The organism is Rhizobium rhizogenes NBRC 13257 (genome assembly GCF_000696095.1).
In the GTDB taxonomy this organism is placed as follows: Bacteria; Pseudomonadota; Alphaproteobacteria; order Rhizobiales; family Rhizobiaceae; genus Rhizobium; species Rhizobium rhizogenes.
Map to the genome: position 1 here is coordinate 289045 of NZ_BAYX01000004.1, position 17465 is coordinate 306509.

The 17465-nt window shown below is 61.6% G+C and carries 20 protein-coding genes and 1 pseudogene; 8 read left to right on the plus strand and 13 right to left on the minus strand.

Annotation, left to right across the window (positions count from 1 at the left end):
* Window positions 1-142 precede the first annotated feature (142 nt).
* Window positions 143-709, plus strand: a complete 567-nt coding sequence (locus RRH01S_RS10835) for a flavodoxin family protein (protein ID WP_042471590.1) — start codon at window positions 143-145, stop codon at window positions 707-709.
* A 201-nt stretch (window positions 710-910) separates the two neighbouring features.
* On the opposite strand, the pseudogene RRH01S_RS34785 reads toward RRH01S_RS10835, so the two are convergent.
* The 7 genes and pseudogenes from RRH01S_RS34785 to ffh form a co-directional block, all read right to left on the minus strand.
* Window positions 911-1015, minus strand: a pseudogene (locus RRH01S_RS34785) (tRNA (guanosine(37)-N1)-methyltransferase TrmD); the annotation flags it as partial.
* 38 nt (window positions 1016-1053) lie between these two features.
* A complete protein-coding gene (locus tag RRH01S_RS10840) occupies window positions 1054-1788 on the minus strand; it encodes a phosphotransferase (protein WP_012652717.1) in 735 nt (244 codons plus the stop codon).
* 151 nt (window positions 1789-1939) lie between these two features.
* Window positions 1940-2632, minus strand: a complete 693-nt coding sequence (gene trmD / locus RRH01S_RS10845; RefSeq protein WP_012652716.1) for a tRNA (guanosine(37)-N1)-methyltransferase TrmD — start codon at window positions 2630-2632, stop codon at window positions 1940-1942.
* 7 nt (window positions 2633-2639) lie between these two features.
* Window positions 2640-3212 (minus strand): ribosome maturation factor RimM, encoded by a 573-nt coding sequence (gene rimM, locus RRH01S_RS10850; protein ID WP_012652715.1) that lies wholly within the window; start codon window positions 3210-3212, stop codon window positions 2640-2642.
* A gap of 123 nt (window positions 3213-3335) precedes the next feature.
* Entirely contained in the window at window positions 3336-3698 is a 363-nt protein-coding gene (gene rpsP / locus RRH01S_RS10855) for a 30S ribosomal protein S16 (protein ID WP_007693780.1), read from the minus strand.
* Between the two features lie 115 nt (window positions 3699-3813).
* A complete protein-coding gene (locus RRH01S_RS10860) occupies window positions 3814-4116 on the minus strand; it encodes a chorismate mutase (protein WP_007693779.1) in 303 nt (100 codons plus the stop codon).
* Window positions 4117-4134: 18 nt separating this feature from the next.
* Window positions 4135-5700 (minus strand): signal recognition particle protein, encoded by a 1566-nt coding sequence (ffh, locus tag RRH01S_RS10865; RefSeq protein WP_042471595.1) that lies wholly within the window; start codon window positions 5698-5700, stop codon window positions 4135-4137.
* Between the two features lie 414 nt (window positions 5701-6114).
* On the opposite strand from ffh, the gene RRH01S_RS10870 reads away from it, so the two are divergent.
* Both RRH01S_RS10870 and RRH01S_RS10875 read left to right on the plus strand, forming a co-directional pair.
* The gene (locus RRH01S_RS10870) at window positions 6115-7077 is read left to right on the plus strand and encodes a hypothetical protein (RefSeq protein ID WP_034521723.1); all 963 of its coding nucleotides are present in this window, start codon (window positions 6115-6117) and stop codon (window positions 7075-7077) included.
* The gene (locus tag RRH01S_RS10875) at window positions 7074-8093 is read left to right on the plus strand and encodes an MBL fold metallo-hydrolase (RefSeq protein ID WP_012652712.1); all 1020 of its coding nucleotides are present in this window, start codon (window positions 7074-7076) and stop codon (window positions 8091-8093) included. The genes RRH01S_RS10870 and RRH01S_RS10875 overlap by 4 nt, the downstream gene beginning before the upstream one ends.
* An 80-nt stretch (window positions 8094-8173) precedes the next feature.
* Here the strand turns inward: RRH01S_RS10875 and RRH01S_RS10880 are convergent, their stop codons facing one another.
* Window positions 8174-8617, minus strand: coding sequence for an SRPBCC family protein (locus tag RRH01S_RS10880; protein ID WP_007693771.1), 444 nt, complete (start codon window positions 8615-8617; stop codon window positions 8174-8176).
* A gap of 270 nt (window positions 8618-8887) precedes the next feature.
* Here RRH01S_RS10880 and dapF point away from each other — a divergent pair, with 270 nt between their 5' ends.
* The 5 genes from dapF to RRH01S_RS10905 are packed head-to-tail and all read left to right on the plus strand — an operon-like array spanning window position 8888 to window position 13900.
* Window positions 8888-9793: a diaminopimelate epimerase gene (gene dapF, locus RRH01S_RS10885; protein WP_012652711.1), complete on the plus strand. Its 906-nt coding sequence runs from the start codon at window positions 8888-8890 to the stop codon at window positions 9791-9793.
* A complete protein-coding gene (gene mtaB / locus RRH01S_RS10890) occupies window positions 9790-11064 on the plus strand; it encodes a tRNA (N(6)-L-threonylcarbamoyladenosine(37)-C(2))-methylthiotransferase MtaB (RefSeq protein WP_042471598.1) in 1275 nt (424 codons plus the stop codon). The genes dapF and mtaB overlap by 4 nt, the downstream gene beginning before the upstream one ends.
* A gap of 15 nt (window positions 11065-11079) precedes the next feature.
* Window positions 11080-12597: a signal recognition particle-docking protein FtsY gene (gene ftsY / locus RRH01S_RS10895; protein WP_042471601.1), complete on the plus strand. Its 1518-nt coding sequence runs from the start codon at window positions 11080-11082 to the stop codon at window positions 12595-12597.
* Between the two features lie 38 nt (window positions 12598-12635).
* Window positions 12636-13310 (plus strand): septation protein A, encoded by a 675-nt coding sequence (locus RRH01S_RS10900; RefSeq protein ID WP_374188750.1) that lies wholly within the window; start codon window positions 12636-12638, stop codon window positions 13308-13310.
* Window positions 13307-13900 carry a DUF2585 domain-containing protein gene (locus RRH01S_RS10905; RefSeq protein WP_042471606.1) on the plus strand — a complete coding sequence of 198 codons (594 nt, stop codon included), beginning with the start codon at window positions 13307-13309 and terminating at the stop codon, window positions 13898-13900. Before RRH01S_RS10900 ends, RRH01S_RS10905 begins: the two co-directional genes overlap by 4 nt.
* Window positions 13901-14112: 212 nt before the next feature.
* On the opposite strand, the gene RRH01S_RS10910 is transcribed toward RRH01S_RS10905, so the two are convergent.
* The 5 genes from RRH01S_RS10910 to ccmA all read right to left on the minus strand — a co-directional run bounded on the left by RRH01S_RS10910 (window position 14113) and on the right by ccmA (window position 17222).
* Window positions 14113-14724, minus strand: a complete 612-nt coding sequence (locus RRH01S_RS10910; protein ID WP_012652707.1) for a DsbE family thiol:disulfide interchange protein — start codon at window positions 14722-14724, stop codon at window positions 14113-14115.
* A complete protein-coding gene (ccmD, locus tag RRH01S_RS10915; RefSeq protein ID WP_012652706.1) occupies window positions 14721-14894 on the minus strand; it encodes a heme exporter protein CcmD in 174 nt (57 codons plus the stop codon). Before ccmD ends, RRH01S_RS10910 begins: the two co-directional genes overlap by 4 nt.
* Window position 14895: 1 nt before the next feature.
* Window positions 14896-15657 carry a heme ABC transporter permease gene (locus tag RRH01S_RS10920; protein ID WP_012652705.1) on the minus strand — a complete coding sequence of 254 codons (762 nt, stop codon included), beginning with the start codon at window positions 15655-15657 and terminating at the stop codon, window positions 14896-14898.
* 58 nt (window positions 15658-15715) lie between these two features.
* A complete protein-coding gene (ccmB, locus tag RRH01S_RS10925; protein WP_012652704.1) occupies window positions 15716-16375 on the minus strand; it encodes a heme exporter protein CcmB in 660 nt (219 codons plus the stop codon).
* A gap of 199 nt (window positions 16376-16574) precedes the next feature.
* Window positions 16575-17222 carry a heme ABC exporter ATP-binding protein CcmA gene (ccmA, locus tag RRH01S_RS10935; RefSeq protein WP_012652703.1) on the minus strand — a complete coding sequence of 216 codons (648 nt, stop codon included), beginning with the start codon at window positions 17220-17222 and terminating at the stop codon, window positions 16575-16577.
* Window positions 17223-17465 lie beyond the last annotated feature (243 nt).

Sequence of the window (17465 nt, forward strand, 5' to 3'; positions counted from 1 at the left end):
AACCAAGCGGATAAAGGTCTCCATCGCCCAGGCATCGGGCGTCATCCAAACTCCAATCATCAACCTATCCGGAAGTCACCGGACGGAGCGAACTCGTCTCCAGACAGCGCAAAGCAATGGCCCAAAGGAGGCCAAAATCCCCATGTCAAATACAGTCATCGTCTATCATTCCGGCTACGGCCACACGCAGCGGATGGCGGAAGCCATCGCGGACGGCGCGGGCGGAGCGCTTTACGCCATCGACTCCGACGGCAACCTTTCAGATGACGGATGGACCGCGTTGGACGCCGCTGACGCCATCATCTTCGGATCGCCAACCTACATGGGCGGCCCGAGCTGGCAGTTTAAGAAGTTCGCGGATACCTCCTCGAAGGCCTGGTTTACCAACAAATGGCAGGACAAAGTCTTCGGGGGCTTCACCAACAGCGCCAGTTTGAATGGCGACAAACTTAACACCCTCGAATACTTCGTTCTTCTGGCTGGACAGCACGGAGGCCTGTGGGTCAGTTTGGGGATAAAGCCAGCGAACGTGAAGGCGTCGAAGCGGGACGACGCAAACAGGATGGGTTCGTACATCGCGCCAATGACGCAGAGCGATGCAGACGCAGCCCCAAGCGAGATGTCTGCCGGCGACCTCGAAACCGCCCGTCTGTACGGCGCACGCGTGGCAGGGGTTGCACAGCGGTTCGCATCGGCTCAGGTCGCCTGATGCAATGCCCTAACTCCCAACACTTGAAAGACCGATGAACCTGGCGAGCAGAGCACTCGTCTTCAGAATGACTGACCGACCCACGACATAGCGGCGTGATCGTGTCAGCAAACGCAATAACCAAAACGAAGGTCATTCGCTCTGCTCGCCCAGCACGGCGGTATCAAACGGCATCGTATCGGCACACTCAGTTTATCGCTGCTACTTCGCTGGCTGCTTCTCCAACAGGTCCGGCCGGCGCTCTTTCGTCAGCTTTTCGGCTTCCTGTCTTTGCCATTTGGCGATGGCGCCGTGGTCACCGGAGGTTCCGGCATGGATGTCGCCCGTCTATCCGGTAGAACCGCTTAGTCCGCTCGAACTTCGGCAAGCCGCTTGACTGCGTACTCGTCCTGCCAGCAAACGGCGGCTTCCCATGCGGCCGACGCTTGCGCGGCAGTATCATGCGCGCCTTCGTCGAGATCGGCAGCGTTGTCGGGCAGTACCAGGTCAAGGTCAGGGGCGTCGACGTGTGATTCATCCCAGTCGATTAACGCGACATGATCTGCAGTCATGCGGATGTTGCCAGGGTTGTTGGGGTTGCCGTGGACAACGCATGTCTGACGCCCGATTAGCCGCGCCCACGCCGCTCGACATCGAGTAACGCCTTCAGGCGGCATCGCCGCAAGATTGACCCTCGTTCCGGTTTCGGCATGCAGGAGGTCGGTCGACGATTTCCAACCGGGGCGCTGCGGCCAGCCCCGCGTCAACCGATGCAGCTCGCGGAGCGTGTCGGCCACGCGACGCCAGTCAGACTCAGTCTCGGGCGGCCCGCCCTCGATGTATTTCATCACCACCAGACCGTCCACGAACAGCCGGCCGTCAATCGTCGGGATTGGCACTGGAACGATCATACCTTCGCGGTCGAGGTGTTGGAGTAGCTCGGTTTCCCATGCGAGATCAGTGTCGATCCTGGAGCCGAGGCGACCGACCGCGATCTGCCCGCGGACGCGAACGCTCCACACATCATTGGCAACTCCACCAGTGAGCGGTTCGATGCGAACCGCGTCTTCGCCCCATTGCCCGAGTGCTTCCCATCCCATTGGCGATACCTCAGCGGCCTTGATTCAATTAACAGACGAAATAGAGAAAGCTCACGACGCCACAATGTCCGCTTGACCCAAAGCAGCCCCATGCTGCCGCCTAGCACGGCGGCATCAAATGGCATCACATCAGCAGCCCAGTCTATCGCTGCTATGTCTTGGGCTGCGTCTCCAGCAGATCCGGCCGGCGCTCTTTCGTCAGCTTTTCGGCTTCCTGCCTTTGCCATTTAGCGATGGCGCCGTGGTTGCCGGAGATCAGGACTGCGGGGATTTCGCGCTCTTCCCAGACCTGGGGACGCGTATAGTGTGGGTGCTCCAGCAGGCCGCCCTCGAAGCTTTCGTGCAGGCCTGAGAGATCGTTGCCCATGACGCCAGGCAGGATGCGGACGATGGCGTCGAGCAGGATCAGCGCCGCCGGCTCGCCGCCGGAGAGGATGTAATCGCCGATCGAGACTTCTTCGAGATCGCGTCCCTCGATCACCCGCTGGTCGACGCCCTCGAAGCGGCCGCAGACGATGATGACGCCGTCGCCGGAGGCGAGTTCGCGCACGCGCTTCTGCGTCAGCGGCTTTCCACGCGGGCTCATCAGCAAGCGCGGGCGATTGTCGTTCTCGGAGGCATGGTCGATGGCGCGGGCAAGCACATCCGGCTTCAGCACCATGCCGGCGCCGCCGCCGGCCGGCGTGTCATCGACGGTGCGGTGCTTGTCGGTGGCGAAATCGCGGATCTGCACGGTGTCCAGCGCCCATTGCCCGCGCTCCATCGCCTTGCCGGCAAGCGACGCGCCGAGATGGCCGGGAAACATCTCGGGGTAGAGCGTGAGGATGGTCGCCCGAAAACTCATGAGCAGATCACTCCTTCGTCTTGCCGGGCGGCTTCGGCGGCTTGCCGGTGAGATCGTCGGGGCTGTCGATCAGGCCGGCCGCCATTGGATCGATCAGGATCTTGCCGCCTTCGAGGTCGATTTCCAGCACGGCTGCCTCGGAGAACGGGATCAGCACCGGGCGCTTGCCCGGCCCTTTCAGCTCCAGCAGATCGCCTGCGCCGAAATCATAGACGCCGCTGACCGTGCCATAGGCGGTGCCCTTGTCATCGACCGCTTCCAGGCCCTCGAGGTCGGTATAGAAGAACTCGTCGTCCTCCAGCTCGTCATCGGGCAGGTTGTCGCGTTCGATATAGAGTTCCAGCCCGTTCAGAGCCTCGGCGGCATCGCGGTTGTTGACGCCGCGAAAGCGCACGATCACCACGTTCTTGGCCTCGCGGATTTCCAGCACTTCGAAGATGCGGCCGTCCATGCTGTGCAGATGGCCGTAATCGCCGAGCGCAGTCGGGTCCGAGGTAAAGGCGCGGGCGCGCACTTCGCCCCGCAGGCCCTGCGCGGCGCCGATGGTTGCCATCAATACCGGGTTTTCAAGTTTCGTCATGGTCTCGTTGCCGACTGCCGGAGGATCGATTGCGTTCTCTCATAAGATGAAGCGCACGAATAGGAAACAAAAAACGGGTGGCATGTCGCCATGCCACCCGTTTCAGATCGTCGTTACGGCTGATTATTCAGCAGTAGCAGCGGCGGCGTCAGCAGCCTTCTGTGCCTTTTCAGCAGCGCGTTCCTGAGCGCGCTTGCCCGGCTTTGCCTTTTCCGGGTTGCTCTTGACTTCGCGCTTGGCAACGCCGGCTTCGTCGAGGAAGCGCAGAACGCGGTCGGTCGGCTGAGCGCCGTTGTCGAGCCAATGCTTGATGCGGTCGGCGTCGAGTTCAACGCGCTTGGCATCGTCCTTGGCAAGCATCGGGTTCCAGGAACCGACCTTTTCCAGGAAGCGGCCATCGCGCGGCGAACGGGCGTCGGCGATAACAACGTGGTAGTACGGGCGCTTCTTGGAACCACCGCGGGCGAGACGAATTTTCAGTGCCATGTTTCTTACTCCTTAGGCTTTTTGTAACCGCTTTCTGGGGCGGTGTGTTTATTTGACGTTGCTGTTTTTGTGTGTCGCATGATCTCTTCCGAAAACCGCTTCACACTTTTCAGGATCATGCTTTGAGATCAGCAGCGATCTGTTCGTGATGCCGGATGACTTCCTTGATGACGAAGTTCAGGAACTTCTCGGCGAAATCCGGGTCCAGATTGGCGTCCCTTGCCAGAAGGCGCAGGCGTTCGATCTGGAATTCCTCGCGCGCCGGGTCAGCCGGCGGCAGATTGTATTTGGCCTTCAGCACGCCGACCTCTTTGGTACAGCGGAAGCGTTCGGCCAGCATATGCACCAAGGCTGCATCGATATTATCGATCGACTGGCGGTAGTTGCCCAATTGGGCCTTGACGTCTGGATCAATCATGGGGGTCAACGATCCTTCTCACTTCTTCTTCGGCAAACCGGGCAATCCCGGGAAACCACCGCCGAGGCCCGGCAGCTTGGCGCCGCCTAGGCCTGGCAATCCGCCGTCACCGAGGCCCGGCATGCCGCCGGGACGGCCGAGGCCGGCGGCTTCGGCCTGCTTCTGCAGGGCTTCGAGCTGCTTGGGATCGATGCTCGACAGATCGGGCATGCCACCCATACCGCCGCCAAGACCCATCTTGCCGGCAAGGCCGCCCATCATCTGCTTCATCATGCCGCCTTTGCCCTTGCCGCCCATCATCTTCATCATGTCCGCCATCTGGCGGTGCATCTTCAGAAGCTTGTTGATGTCGGAGGCGTCGGTGCCGGAGCCGGCGGCGATGCGCTTCTTGCGGGAATGCTTGAGCAGATCGGGATTGGCACGCTCTGCCTTGGTCATCGAGGAGATGATGGCGATCTGCCGCTTGAACAGGCGATCGTCGAGGCCGGCTGCGGCCATCTTGTCCTTCATGCCGGACATGCCGGGCATCATCCCCATGATGCCGCCCATGCCGCCCATCTTCTGCATCTGGCCGAGCTGATCGGCCAGATCGTTCAGGTCGAACTTGCCCTTGGCCATCTTGGCGGCCATGGCGGCCGCCTTTTCGGCGTCGATGTTCTCGGCGGCCTTTTCGACCAGCGAAACGATATCGCCCATGCCGAGGATACGGTCGGCGATACGGCGGGGATGGAATTCTTCCAGCTCGCCCATCTTTTCGCCGACGCCGATCAGCTTGATCGGCTTGCCGGTGACGGCGCGCATCGAAAGAGCGGCACCGCCGCGGCCATCGCCGTCCATGCGGGTCAGAACGAGACCGGTAATGCCGACGCGGTCGTCGAAGTTGCGGGCGAGGTTGACGGCGTCCTGACCGGTCAGGCTATCCGCGACCAGCAGGATTTCGTGCGGATTGGACTTCTTCTTGATGTCCGCCATCTCGACCATGAGCGGCTCGTCGATATGCGTACGGCCGGCGGTGTCGAGGATGACGACGTCATGGCCGCCAAGCTTGGCCGCCTGCACGGCGCGAGCGGCGATGTCGGTCGGCGACTGGCCGGCGATGACGGGCAGCGTGTCGATACCGGCCTGGACGCCGAGCTGGCGCAGCTGCTCCTGCGCTGCCGGACGGCGCGTGTCGAGCGAGGCCATCAGGACCTTCTTGCGGTCGCGGCTGGTCAGGCGATGGGCGATCTTGGCAGAGGTGGTGGTCTTACCGGAGCCCTGCAGGCCGACCATCATGACGACGACCGGGGCCGGCGCGTTGAGGTCGATGCCGACACCCTCGCCGCCGAGCATCTCGATCAGCTCGTCATGGACGATCTTGACGACCATCTGGCCAGGCTTGATCGACTTCAGGATCTCGGCGCCGACGGCCTTTTCACGGACGCGGTCGGTAAAGGAGCGAACGACATCCAGCGCCACGTCGGCTTCCAACAGCGCGCGGCGAACCTCGCGCAGCGCTGCGGAAACATCGGCTTCCGAGAGCGCACCGCGGCCTGTCAGTCCATTCAGAATGGAGCCAAGACGGTCCTGGAGGTTTTCAAACATCGTTTCTTCCTTATCGATCGCTCGGGGCTTTTGATTTGCGCCTATGCCTTATCTTTCTCGGCTCCGCCTCGAAAGGGACATGCGCGGGTCATCGCCCGAAAACGTCGTGCTTTTCCATGACGAAAACAAGACGCAAAGCCAAAAAGCACCCGAGGGCGCAACGCGCTGTCGGGTGTTGACCTCCGGGATCTCTTTATACCTTGTAGGGTCCCGGTCGGTGGCTCGGAGGCTTGTGCTCGTCGCAGATGAGCGCGGATAAACAGGAAACGGCCGGCAAAGTCAAGCCAAAGGGCAAAAATGCCACAGCCTGCCAATGTGACCAGTCGGAGCCGTGAATGGGATTTCGCTGATAGCACAGTCCGCTATTGTTGTGCCCATCCGCCGCGACAATGTGATTCCCCGAGACAGACGCGAATGAACGATGCAGCCCTCACCAATCTCCTAACTGCCTGCCGCATCTATGCAGGCGGTCGTGTCGATGCGCGTTTCAACGAGGCAGCGCAGGCGTTTTATGCGAGTGCCAAGGCGCAGCCGAAGATCGTGTCGCGGGCGGCGCGCGAACTGCGCAGCCTGCCGCCTCCGGGCGCCGCGATCCTTGCCAATATGCTGGGCACCATTGCCGAGACGGGCGGTTCGCCGGAGCGCAGCGGTGCGGCGGTGTGGGAGCTTTATCTTGCCTGGCTGCCGCAGGTCCATCGCGGTTTTTCGAGCCGCAAGCCGCTCAGCCCCCGGCAGCAGCAATTGCTGGAGGCCTTTCAGCTCGTCGGCCGGTCGGTTGTCTCGCATCTTGCGATGATGCCTGAGGAGAGAAGGTTGGCGGGGGAAAATGCGGGCCTCATGCGGCAGCTTCAGGATCTGCAGGATCATACGCCTGGTGCTGCCTGGGTGCGGCAGATGTTTCTCTGCCACAGCGATGAGTTGATCGTTCTGCACCAGCCAAGCGGCCGGGGTTTCCGGCTGCGCTATGAGAACATCGCCAATTGCTGCCATCTCTTCACGCTGATCCAGGCGGCCTTCGGCGAAATCCTGCCGGGCGGGCGCGAGCCCAACAGGTTCATCGTCGACATGGCGCGGTGCGTGACGCTGGTGGAGGACGGGACCGATGAGGCCTGGTGGCATTATGGCGCTCCGGTAAGTCAGACCTCCATCGCCGGCGAGGCTTCCGTCGACAGCATTCCGTACATCGACGGCACGCAGGTCATCCTTCTCTCGCCCGCTGCTGCCGGTGCGCCGCTTTGGGATACGAGCTTCTTTACGCCGCAGCTCTTCGCGATGCCGGCGAATGTCATGATCGAACGCGAATTGACGGCGGCGGAGAGCGGCGAATGGTTGGCAAAGGCCGGTGTGCCGGCGGGACAAGGAGCCGGCACACAATGACAGACGAATCCGGCTCCGGCAAAAAGCAGAACCCTTACTATCAAGGTCCTGTTTCCGACCATTTCGACGGACTGCGGTTTTTTAATCCCGAAGGCGTCGAGCCGGGCGGCCTGCTCGATCTGCTGAGATGGCAGTTCGGCGGCGGTCGGGTACGCTGGCCCAATCCGGTCGTCAGCGCCTTTCCATCGGCAAAGCCCGACAGGCATGTCTTCGGTGACACATTGCGGGTGACCATGGTCGGCCACGCCTCGATGCTGATCCAGGTGGCGGGGCTGAATATTCTGACCGATCCGGTCTGGTCGGAGCGGGCGAGCCCTTTCACCTTCATCGGGCCGAAACGGGTCGTTCCGCCCGGCATCCGTTTCGAGGATCTGCCGCCGATCGATCTCGTGTTGGTCTCACACAATCACTACGACCATCTCGATCTGGCGACGCTGAAGCGGCTGCACGAGGCGCATGCGCCTAACATCGTCACGCCGCTCGGCAACGACACGATCATCAAACGCGGCGTTCCCGGCGCGAAGATTTCCACCATGGACTGGGGCGACCATCTCGCCATCAACGCCAAGGTGACCATCGATGCCGAACCCTGCCATCACTGGTCGGCGCGGCGTGCCGGCGACCGCCGCATGGCGCTCTGGGCCGCCTTCGTCATCACCACGCCGGTGGGCAAGATCTACCATGTCGGCGACACCGGCTTTCATGGCGGCATCAATTACGAGGCGGTTCGGGAAAAGCACGGCGGCTTCCGCCTCGCCATCCTGCCCTTCGGTGCCTATGAGCCGCGCTGGTTCATGCGCGGCCAGCACCAGAATCCGGCGGAGGCAGTTCGCGGCATGACGCTCTGCAACGCGGCTCACGTTGCCGGCCATCATTTCGCGACCTTCCAACTGACCGACGAGGCCATGGATGCGCCGGTGCGGGCGCTGGATGCGGCACTTAAAGAACAAGGCGTGGAGCCGGATCGGTTTCGGCCGTTGAGGGCTGGCGAAGTGTACGACGTCCCGGTTGTCTGAGGGACAACGCACGGACAAATCGGATCGCGACGATCGTCAACGCGATCCGATTGCAAGAGTCCTTGCTCGCCCCTCATGCACTATTCGTTGATATCAGGCTCCACGAGCTTTGCGAGGTTCCGCAATGACTCCTGCCAGCCGAGATAGCAGGCCTCGGGCGGGATGACATCCGGCACGCCCGCCTGCGTAATGTTGACCTCGGTCCCGACCAGGACCTTTTTCAATGTCACGGTCACTTCCATTTCGCCGGGCAGGTTGGGGTCGTCGAATTTGTCCGTGTAGATCACCCGTTCGCCGGGAACGAGCTCACGAAATTCACCGCCGAAGGCATGGCTTTTGCCCGTGGTGAAATTGCGGAAGGACATTTTGAACGTACCGCCGACTGTCGGCTCCATGTGATGCACGGTGCAGGCAAATCCGTTCGGCGGAAGCCATTTGGCGAGCGCGTCCGCCTCGATGAATGCGCGATAGACCTTTTCCGGGCTGGTTGCCAGGACGCGGTGCAGTCGTATGGTATTCGGCATGGTTATCATCCTTCTGAATGGACGGAGTGGACGAGCCTAGGACGTGCGACGTTTGCATGATCAGACATTGGATCGAATTTTTATTGAAATAAACTGCGTTGGGCATCACTCGGCGGGATTGTGATCAAGATCAGGTAGAGACCGGCTTCAACCGTCACCAAAGCGACGTGAAGCCAAAGGATGCCTCCAAGGCCAGAGACCATCATGCCACTGGTAATTCCCCGACATTTCGGCCATATACAGCTCGAAAACACTGACGGACATACCACCATGAGCAATACGGTCGAATTCGCGCGGATGAACGGGCTTGGCAACAAGATCCTGGTTGTCGACATGCGCGGCCGGAAAGATGTGGTGACGGCGGCAGCCGCGATTGCGCTCAATGCCGATCCGGCGACCGAGTTCGATCAGATCATGGCGATCCACGATCCGAAGGCTGAGGGCACCGATGCCTGGATCGATATTCTCAATTCCGACGGCACTAAGGCGCAGGCCTGCGGCAATGGCACGCGCTGTGTCGTGCAGGCGCTTGCGGCTGAAACCGGCAAAAAGGTATTCACCTTCCAGACCGTCGCCGGCATTCTGAACGCCGTCGAGCATGAGGACGGCACGATTTCCGTCGACATGGGCAGGCCGGTCTTCGACTGGGACAAGATCCCGCTGGCCGAGGAATTCGCCGACACGCGCCGCATCGAGCTGCAGATCGGGCCGATCGACAATCCCGTCCTGCATTCGCCTTCGGTAATGTCGATGGGCAATCCGCATGCGATCTTCTGGGTCGACAAGGACCCGATGTCCTACGATCTCGCCCGCTTCGGGCCGCTGCTGGAAAACCATCCGATGTTTCCCGAGCGCGCCAATATCACGCTGGCGCAGGTGCTTTCGCCGACCTTACTGCGCACCCGCACCTGGGAACGCGGCGCCGGCCTGACGCTTGCCTGCGGTTCCGCCGCCTGTTCTGCCGCCGTCAGCGCCGCGCGCACGGGCCGCACTGGCCGCAAGGTGACGATCGATGTCGCCTCCGCGCCGGCCTCAGGCCAGCTCACCATCGAGTGGCGAGAGAATGACGACCATGTCGTCATGACCGGTCCGGCGGAGTGGGAATGGTCTGGTGTGGTCGATCCCGTGACGGGCAGCTTCACGCGCGCTCAGGAGCAGGGGGCTCAGGCGCGGTGAGCGGGGTCGAGGTCATTACCTTCGGCTGTCGTCTCAACACCTACGAATCCGAAGTGATGAGGGCCGAGGCAGAGAAAGCCGGGCTCAACAACGCGATCCTGGTCAACACCTGCGCCGTCACCGGCGAGGCCGTGCGCCAGGCGCGCCAGGCGATCCGCCGTGCCCGCCGCGACAATCCGCATGCCCGCATCATCGTCACCGGCTGCGCCGCACAGACGGAAAAGCAGACTTTCGCCGAGATGGCCGAAGTGGATGCCGTACTCGGCAACGAAGAGAAGCTGACCAGCGCGTCTTATCGTTCACTGCCGGATTTCGGCGTTTCGGCGGAAGAGAAGCTGCGGGTCAATGACATTATGAGCGTGCGCCACACCGCGCCGCAGATGGTCAAGCATATTGACGGGCATGCGCGCGCCTTCATCCAGGTGCAGAATGGCTGTGACCATCGCTGTACCTTCTGCATCATCCCCTATGGCCGCGGCAATTCCCGCTCCGTACCCATGGGCGCGGTGGTGAGCCAGGCGCGCAATCTGGTGGAAAGCGGTTACCGCGAGATCGTTCTGACCGGCGTCGACGCCACCAGCTATGGCGGCGACCTGCCGGGCGAGCCGACGCTCGGCCTTCTGGCGAAAACGCTATTGAAGCAGATCCCCGAGATCCGCCGCCTGCGATTGTCCTCGATCGACAGCATCGAGGCGGACGCGCATCTGCTGGACCTGATCGCCGACGAGCCGCGCTTCATGCCGCATCTGCATCTATCGCTGCAGCATGGCGACGACATGATCCTGAAGCGGATGAAGCGGCGGCATTCGCGCGCTGACGCTATTCGTTTCATCGAGGATGTCCGGCGTCTGCGGCCGGAGATGAGTTTTGGTGCAGATATGATCGCCGGCTTCCCGACCGAAACCGGCGCGATGTTCGAAAATGCCGTCAGCCTGGCGGAAGAGGCTGCAATCGCCCATTTGCACGTCTTTCCCTATAGCCCGCGCTCCGGCACGCCGGCGGCACGCATGCCGCAGCTCGACCGCGCGCTGATCAAGGAACGCGCCGCTCGCCTCCGCGCGGCTGGACAAAGGCTGCATCAGGCCCATCTCGATAGTATGGTCGGTACGCGGCAATGGCTGCTTGTCGAAAACAACGGCCTGGCACATACGGAAAACTTCACGCTTGTCGCGGCACCAGGCCTTCGGCCGCGCGACCTTGTGCAGGTGGCGATCACCAGCCACAATGGCAAGCACCTCGACATGCAACTTACGGCCGCCGACGCGGCCTGACCCCACGGAATTTTCATGGCGCTCAGTTTCATCAAAAAAGTCTTCACCTTCGGCCGCGAAAAGCCGGTGGAAGAAAAAGCGCCGGAAGAGGTTTCTTCGGTTGAGGTTGCTGTTCCTGCGCCGGAAGAGCCTGTGGTGGATTTGCCAGCGGCGTCCGAGATTGCCGAGCCTGTCGAGCCCCCCTCTGTCCCTTCGGGACCGTTGGGTCGAGCCACGGGTCTCGACCCGTCCTCCGGACCCCACCACGAGGGGGAAGATCGGTTGGAGGATGCTGCGCCGATTGAGCAAGAACAATTGGCTGAGGAGGCCATAGAGGCGGTTGTATCGCATGAACCGGTTGCTTTGGAGCCAGCTGGCGAGAGTGAAATTGTTGAGCCGGAGCAAGTCGAAAACGCTGAAGCCGATGTTGTAGCGGAGGATGCCGCCCCAGAACCGATCTCCTTCCTTGTGGGGGAAATGTCCGATAGGACAGAGGGGGGTGATGAAGCTTCGGCGGATACGGACCTAACCTCGAAAGACAGCGACGCCACTCCCATCCTCCCCAAAGGCTTCGCCAACGCCTCCAGCATCCCGGAGCCCGCTCCCGAAGCCCCCAAGCAAAAGCTCTCCTGGTTCCAGCGCCTGCGCGCCGGCCTTGCGCGCACCTCGTCGCAGCTCACCGGACAGATCGCCGCGCTGTTCACCAAGCGCAAGCTGGACGATCAGACGCTGCAGGATCTGGAAGATCTGTTGATCCAGGCCGATCTTGGCGTCGAGACGGCGATGCGGGTGACCGATACGCTGGCTTCGGAGCGCTACGGCAAGGATGTGACCGGCGAGGATGTCAGCCGGATCATGGCGCAGGAAATCGCCAAGGTGCTGAAGCCGGTCGCCAAGCCGTTGCAGCTCGATCTCAGCCACAAGCCGCATGTCATCCTCATCGTTGGCGTCAACGGCACCGGCAAGACGACGACGATCGGCAAGCTGGCGGCGAAGCTGTCGGGCGCTGGACTGAAGGTGATGGTTGCCGCCGGCGATACGTTCCGTGCCGCTGCCATCGAGCAGCTGAAGATCTGGGCCGACCGTACCAAATCCGAATTCATCGGCACCAAGCTTGGCGCCGACGCCGCCGGCCTTGCCTTCGATGCCTTCCAGCAGGCCAAGGCCAACAAGAGCGACGTGCTGATCATCGACACCGCCGGCCGGCTGCAGAACAAGACGGAGCTGATGGCGGAGCTGGAAAAGATCGTTCGCGTGCTCGGCAAGCTCGATCCGGATGCGCCGCATACCGTGTTGCAGACGCTGGATGCGACCACCGGCCAGAATGCGCTGAACCAGGTGGAAATCTTCCGCAATGTCGCCGGCGTCAACGGCCTGATCATGACCAAGCTTGATGGCACGGCGCGCGGCGGCATTCTGGTGGCGATCTCGGCCAAGCATAAGCTGCCCGTCTATTTCATTGGTGTCGGCGAAGGTGTAGACGATCTCGAGCCTTTCGAGGCCGAGGAATTCGCCCAGGCTATTGCCGGGATCAACCCCGGAAACGGCCAATGAACGACAAGTCCAAACTCGACGATAATGAAAGTGCCGCAATGACGACCAGTGACCGTGACCTCGCCCCAAGCACCGCCGACAAGCATCATCCGCTGTTGAAGCTGGTGCTGGAACTCGGGCCGTTGCTGGTGTTCTTCTTCGCCAATCTGCGCGGCGAATGGCTGGTGCAGCAGTTCCCGGCATTGTCCGCGCTCGGCGGTCCGCTTTTCGTTGCGACTGGGCTGTTCATGGTGGCGACGGCGCTGTCTCTTATCGTCTCGAAGATCATGCTTGGCCATCTGCCGCTGATGCCCTTCGTTTCGGGCATCGTCGTCCTCATCTTCGGCGCGCTCGGCATCTATCTGCAGAGCGAAATCTTCATCAAGATGAAGCCGACCATCGTCAATGCCCTGTTCGGTGTGGCGCTGCTCGGCGGCCTCTTCTTTGGCAAGTCGCTGCTCGGCTATGTCTTCAACGCCGCCTTTCAGCTCGACGCGGAAGGCTGGCGCAAGCTCACCTTCCGTTGGGGTATTTTCTTCCTGGTTCTTGCCGTGCTCAACGAAGTCGTCTGGCGCGGGTCGAACTGGCTTTACCTGCCCGACGTCAAGGCCGCGGATAATCTCTGGGTGAACTTCAAAGTCTGGGGCACGATGCCGATCACCATTCTCTTCACGCTGTCGCAGATGCCGTTGATCATGAAGCACACGATCGAGCCGCCGGCGGAAGCCGAATGATGGCCATGCTCTCGGACGCTGAAAACCGTTACCAGCGACAGAGCTTTTGGCTCATCGCCTGCGCCGTGGTCCTGCTCGTGCAGATCGTCGCGGAATATATGATGGGCCGGGTGCCGATCTGCACCTGCGGCTATGTCAAGCTCTTCGAACCCGTGGTCAATTCCAGCGGCAATTCGCAGCATATCGCCGACTGGTACACGCCGTCGCACATCATCCACGGCTTCCTGTTCTTCGGACTGACGCATCTGATCATGCGCCGCAAGCCGCTCTCCATGCGCCTGTTCGTCGCCATGCTGATCGAATCCGGCTGGGAGTTATTGGAGAACTCGCCCATCATCATCAATCGCTACCGCGCGGCAACGATCTCGCTCGACTATGTCGGCGACAGCATTCTGAATTCGGCGATGGACGCGGTGTTCATGGTCGTCGGCTTCCTGTTCGCCTGGCGGGCGCCGGTGGCGCTGACCATCGCCATCGCCGTCTTCTTCGAGCTTTTGACCGGCTGGCTCATCCGCGACAATCTCACCCTGAATGTCATCATGCTGGTATGGCCGATCGAGGCGATCAAGACCTGGCAGGGCGGGCTTTAAGAGAACTTTGAAGCTGGCCTCGTGGCCATCTCGTGGTTCGAGGCTTTGTTACCTACGCTATAGCTTCGGTAACAAAGAGCCTCACCATGAGGTGGAGTGGCTTTTGCGGTTGAGCGACAAAGATCAGCCCTCATGGTGAGGTGCGGAGGCCCGCAGGGCTGGAGCCTCGAACCACGAGGGCGGGTGGCCGCCTCTGCTCGATAGGCGAGTGTTTATGCCCCCGGCTTCCCCAGCGCCTTTTCCATAGCCGGATACAGTCCCTCTTTCAGGCTGGTGGCCGAAAAAGGTCCGACCTGCTTGTAGAGGATCGTGCCGTCGGGGGCGACGAGGTAGGATTCGGGGATGCCGTAGACGCCCCAATCTATTGCGGCCGAACCGTTCGGATCGATGCCGATGGCGGTATAGGGATTGCCGAGCTCGCCGAGGAAACGCAGGGCGTTTTCGCTGGTGTCCTTGTAGTTGATGGCGACGATGTTCAGGCGGCCGTCCTGGGCGAGCTGCTTCAGCACGGGATGTTCCTCGCGGCAGGGAATGCACCAGGAGGCGAAGACATTGACGAGCGTCAGCTTGCCCTTGATGGCGGCATCGGTCAGTGGCGGCAGGTTGGAGCCGTCAAGCGGCGCCATCGCCAGTGCCGGCGCTTTCGTGCCGATCAGGGCGGACGGGATGGCGGAAATATCGGTGCCGTGGACTTCCTGATCATACATCACCTTGCCGACGGCGAGCGCAATGCAGGCAAAGACGATCAGCGGAATGAGCGCCATCAGATAGCGTGCGGTCCCGCCCGACTTCGGCTCGCCGCTCTTCTCGGTTTCGATGCTCATTGCGCCTTGTCCTTTGGCGCGCTTTGCGACCGGCGGCGGATGCCGGAGGCTTCGAGCACGGCCATTTCCCTGCGGCGCAGACGGCCGTCGATCCATGTCCAGACGATGACGGCAATGATCATCGCGGCGGCGAAGCCATAGGAACCGTAGACGTAGAAGGGATGGGTCATGCTAGTCCTCGCGGGCGGCCATGCGCGCGGCGAGACGGCGCTGCGCGGCGATGCGGCGGCGCCAGATCTCGTTGCGGATCGCCATCAGGTGCAGCGTGAAGAACAGCAGCGTGAAGGCAAGCGCCATGGTGAAGAGCGGCCAAAGGAATTCCGCATCGATGGCCGGGCCGTCCATACGCATGAGGCTTTCCGACTGATGCAGCGTGTTCCACCAGTCGACCGAGAATTTGATGATCGGAATATTGATGAAGCCGACGAGGATCAGCACTGCGGTGACGCGCGCAGCCCTTGAGGGGTCGTCCATGGCGCGGTTGAGCGCGATCAGGCCGAGATACATCAAAAAGAGTATGAAGACCGAGGTCAGCCGGGCATCCCAGACCCAATAGGTGCCCCACATCGGCTTGCCCCAGAGCGAGCCGGTGACCAACGCAATCAGCGTGAAAGCAGCGCCGAGAGGGGCTGCGGCCTTGGCCGAGACATCGGCGAGCGGATGGCGCCAGACCAGCGTGCCGATCGCCGATAGGCTCATGATCGTGTAGCACATCATCGACAGCCAGGCGGCCGGCACATGGATATACATGATGCGGACGGTATCACCCTGCTGGTAGTCGCCTTCGGTCGAGAAGGAGAGATAGAGGCCGATCAAAAAGAGTATGGCCGTGATCGCCGCCAGCCACGGGATCAGACGCGCCGACAACGCCAGGAACCGGGTCGGGTTGGCGAGGTCGGAAAATCGGCTGATCGCAGGGCTGATATCGCTCATGCGGTTTGTTTAACCCGATATGCTTTTGACGGCAATCGACCGGATTGCCTGAGATCGATCAATCCGTCGTGTTGCGCAGCGCGAGTGCCGCCGCCGCCGGGCCGAGCACGGCAAAGAACAAGGTAAGCGCCAGCAGGATGAGGAAGGGTGGCAGGAAGGGCTGCGGACCTTCTACGGCAGCATAGGTGGCGCTGACGCCGAAGATCAGCACTGGAATGGCGAGCGGCAGTACCAGGATCGACACCAGCAAACCGCCGCGCGGCAAGGCGACGGCAACGGCCGCACCGACGGCGCCGATGAAAGTGATCGCGGGCGTGCCGACAAGCAGTGTCAGGGCCGTCGCACCGATCGCCGTCTCGTTCATGTTCATGAAGAGCCCGAGCAGCGGCGAGGCGATCACCAGCGGCAGGCCGGTCGCCACCCAGTGTGCTGCGCATTTGGTCAGCACCGTCAGCACCAACGGCGTTTCCTGCATCACTAGCAGATCGAGCGACCCGTCGTCGCGCTCAGCCTGGAACAGGCGGTCGAGGCCGAGCAGGGCGGAGAGCAGCGCGCCGATCCAGACGATGGCCGGGCCGATGCGCGACAGCAGCTTGAGGTCGGGACCGACGCCGAAAGGAATGACGGCGACGACGGTCAGGAAGAAGAGAATGCCGATGAGCGCGCCGCCGCCGGCGCGGACCGAGAGTTTGAGGTCGCGGAGGAAGAGGGCGGTCATGCGGCGAACTCCTTGATTTCATTATCGACGGAGATCGTGGTTTTGCCCCTCACCCTAGCCCTCTCCCCGCAGGTGGGGAGAGGGGACGATGGAGCCAACCAAGCCCCTTCGCCCCGTGAAACGGGGAGAAGGTGGACTTGAGCGGTTACGCTTTGCGAAACCGTGAAAGGACGGATGAGGGGCCATGTGGGACGTATGGTCATCCCCAAACCTCCTCATTCACCCCGGCAAACCCCGTCATCCGCATCTCCCGCGCATTCTTGAGCTCCAGCGGCTGATGCGTTGCCGCGAGCACGATCCCACCCGCCGTCTGATGCGAGGCGATCAGATTCGCGAGCAGTCGGTCCGCGGCCGTATCCAGCGCCGCCGTGGGTTCGTCGAGAATCCAGATCGGGCGATAGGCGACCAGCAGTTTTGCGAAGGCTATCCGGCGCTGCTGGCCGGCGGAGAGGTAGCCGAAGGGGAGGTGGGTGATGTTGGCAAGGCCGACAGATTCGGCCGCATCTTCGATCGCAAGACCGGCGCCACCCTCGATATCGCCGAGAAACTCTTTCCAGAATAAAAGGTTCTCCGCAACCGTAAGTTCGGATTTCATCGCATTGCGGTGGCCGAGATAGTGGCTGGCTTCCCCCGGCTGGCGATCCGATTCTCCTTGGGAATCCGCGAGAATCACCCGGCCTTTTTCCGGTCGCAGCAGGCCTGCGACGACACGCAAAAGTGTTGATTTCCCCGAGCCGTTTCGGCCCGTCAGGATCAATGCCTCGCCGCCCTCCAAGTCAAAGGAAACGTTCGCGAAAATCAGGTCTTCGCCTCGCCTTGCGGCCAGGTTTTCAGCGCTTAGATGCATCAGCTCAGGCTTTCCCCGTTTTCGTTGTCGCAGTGCGAAAAAAATCTCAAATTTTGCGCTCGGCCACTCTGGCAAGTCTTTACGAAATTATCTATAAGACCGGCAACCACGCCAGCGGTCGGCGTGAATTTCATCCTTGCGCCGAACATAAGGTGTTTTGCCTTACGTGCGGACAGCGGAAATGGCCGTACCCGCATCCTGATGTGCATAAAGTGCATAGGCGTTCGCACGACTGTGTTGGCT

Bases quoted from the DNA above. Each gene is read 5' to 3' on its own strand.
- RRH01S_RS10835 (WP_042471590.1), top strand. From the start codon at position 143: ATGTCAAATACAGTCATCGTCTATCATTCCGGCTACGGCCACACGCAG.
- RRH01S_RS10840 (WP_012652717.1), bottom strand. From the start codon at position 1,788: ATGGGATGGGAAGCACTCGGGCAATGGGGCGAAGACGCGGTTCGCATC.
- trmD (WP_012652716.1), bottom strand. From the start codon at position 2,632: ATGAGTTTTCGGGCGACCATCCTCACGCTCTACCCCGAGATGTTTCCC.
- rimM (WP_012652715.1), bottom strand. From the start codon at position 3,212: ATGACGAAACTTGAAAACCCGGTATTGATGGCAACCATCGGCGCCGCG.
- rpsP (WP_007693780.1), bottom strand. From the start codon at position 3,698: ATGGCACTGAAAATTCGTCTCGCCCGCGGTGGTTCCAAGAAGCGCCCG.
- RRH01S_RS10860 (WP_007693779.1), bottom strand. From the start codon at position 4,116: ATGATTGATCCAGACGTCAAGGCCCAATTGGGCAACTACCGCCAGTCG.
- ffh (WP_042471595.1), bottom strand. From the start codon at position 5,700: ATGTTTGAAAACCTCCAGGACCGTCTTGGCTCCATTCTGAATGGACTG.
- RRH01S_RS10870 (WP_034521723.1), top strand. From the start codon at position 6,115: ATGAACGATGCAGCCCTCACCAATCTCCTAACTGCCTGCCGCATCTAT.
- RRH01S_RS10875 (WP_012652712.1), top strand. From the start codon at position 7,074: ATGACAGACGAATCCGGCTCCGGCAAAAAGCAGAACCCTTACTATCAA.
- RRH01S_RS10880 (WP_007693771.1), bottom strand. From the start codon at position 8,617: ATGCCGAATACCATACGACTGCACCGCGTCCTGGCAACCAGCCCGGAA.
- dapF (WP_012652711.1), top strand. From the start codon at position 8,888: ATGAGCAATACGGTCGAATTCGCGCGGATGAACGGGCTTGGCAACAAG.
- ftsY (WP_042471601.1), top strand. From the start codon at position 11,080: ATGGCGCTCAGTTTCATCAAAAAAGTCTTCACCTTCGGCCGCGAAAAG.
- RRH01S_RS10900 (WP_374188750.1), top strand. From the start codon at position 12,636: ATGACGACCAGTGACCGTGACCTCGCCCCAAGCACCGCCGACAAGCAT.
- RRH01S_RS10905 (WP_042471606.1), top strand. From the start codon at position 13,307: ATGATGGCCATGCTCTCGGACGCTGAAAACCGTTACCAGCGACAGAGC.
- RRH01S_RS10910 (WP_012652707.1), bottom strand. From the start codon at position 14,724: ATGAGCATCGAAACCGAGAAGAGCGGCGAGCCGAAGTCGGGCGGGACC.
- ccmD (WP_012652706.1), bottom strand. From the start codon at position 14,894: ATGACCCATCCCTTCTACGTCTACGGTTCCTATGGCTTCGCCGCCGCG.
- RRH01S_RS10920 (WP_012652705.1), bottom strand. From the start codon at position 15,657: ATGAGCGATATCAGCCCTGCGATCAGCCGATTTTCCGACCTCGCCAAC.
- ccmB (WP_012652704.1), bottom strand. From the start codon at position 16,375: ATGACCGCCCTCTTCCTCCGCGACCTCAAACTCTCGGTCCGCGCCGGC.
- ccmA (WP_012652703.1), bottom strand. From the start codon at position 17,222: ATGCATCTAAGCGCTGAAAACCTGGCCGCAAGGCGAGGCGAAGACCTG.